The 828-nt window shown below is 45.8% G+C and carries 1 protein-coding gene; it reads right to left on the reverse strand.

From position 1 onward, the window contains the following. Nucleotides 1-182: 182 nt before the first annotated feature. On the reverse strand, nt 183-506 hold the full coding sequence (locus ACFQ2O_RS21910) for a hypothetical protein (RefSeq protein WP_377533094.1): 324 nt from the start codon (nt 504-506) through the stop codon (nt 183-185). Nucleotides 507-828: the final 322 nt, after the last annotated feature.

Below are 828 nucleotides of genomic sequence, written 5' to 3' on the forward strand. Positions count from 1 at the left end.
GGTGAAGTCATTCATGGTAAGAAAGGAGTAGAGTTTGGTCTCTTTATCCTTTAACATACCTGGATGGCTTCATCGTTTATAATCGCAACTTGAGTTAGATAGTAATACTTTCCCTGAGCATCGACTTTACCGGTATCACCTCCACGTCGTCCTCGTTTACCTGCACCTCGAACACTTGGCGCTTAATGGTGAGCCTGTCTTCCTGGCGGTCTTAGTAGCGGAAGGTGATCTCTCCTAAGGTGCCGCCCATGTGGTGCAACTGCGGGGGTGTCCATATCGGTGTCTGAGCTGTAGTCTTCCACCTGCAGGCTGTTGTGGTGGGCGCTGTTCTGCTCCCGGATCAGCTGCTTGGCCCGGACATCCGAGTGCGGCTCGGACTTGCAGCTGATCAGCAATGGTGTCATGATGCGGTCTACAAGGAATGCAATACCCCAGCGTAGCAGCAGGCCATCATGAAAGAGGCTATGAAAAACAAGATCCAGGTGGGCCCACGGTAAAAAAGCCACTTAAGAGTAAAATCAATAAGTGGTTTTTTATTTGTCGCGAGAGTAGGCTAGGAGTATATACTTATTAAAACAGGTACAGGTGCTGCTGCGTCTGTAGTGCCGACGGTTAGTATGTAGACCCTACATGTGCTTCTATCAGTTACATGGCTGCTTGCTTACTGAAGAAGGTAAATTGTTTTAGCTTCCGTTGACTACTTAAAGCGTAACAAAGCAAAGATCAACAAGTCTGCATGATCAATGCTTTGTAATTAATTTATTTGTGTATATATTTTCTTGTATATTTTGCCGCAAAGCGCAACCTTTTATATGGTTTTCCATATAC

Source organism: Pontibacter rugosus (assembly GCF_042678745.1).
GTDB lineage: Bacteria > Bacteroidota > Bacteroidia > Cytophagales > Hymenobacteraceae > Pontibacter > Pontibacter rugosus.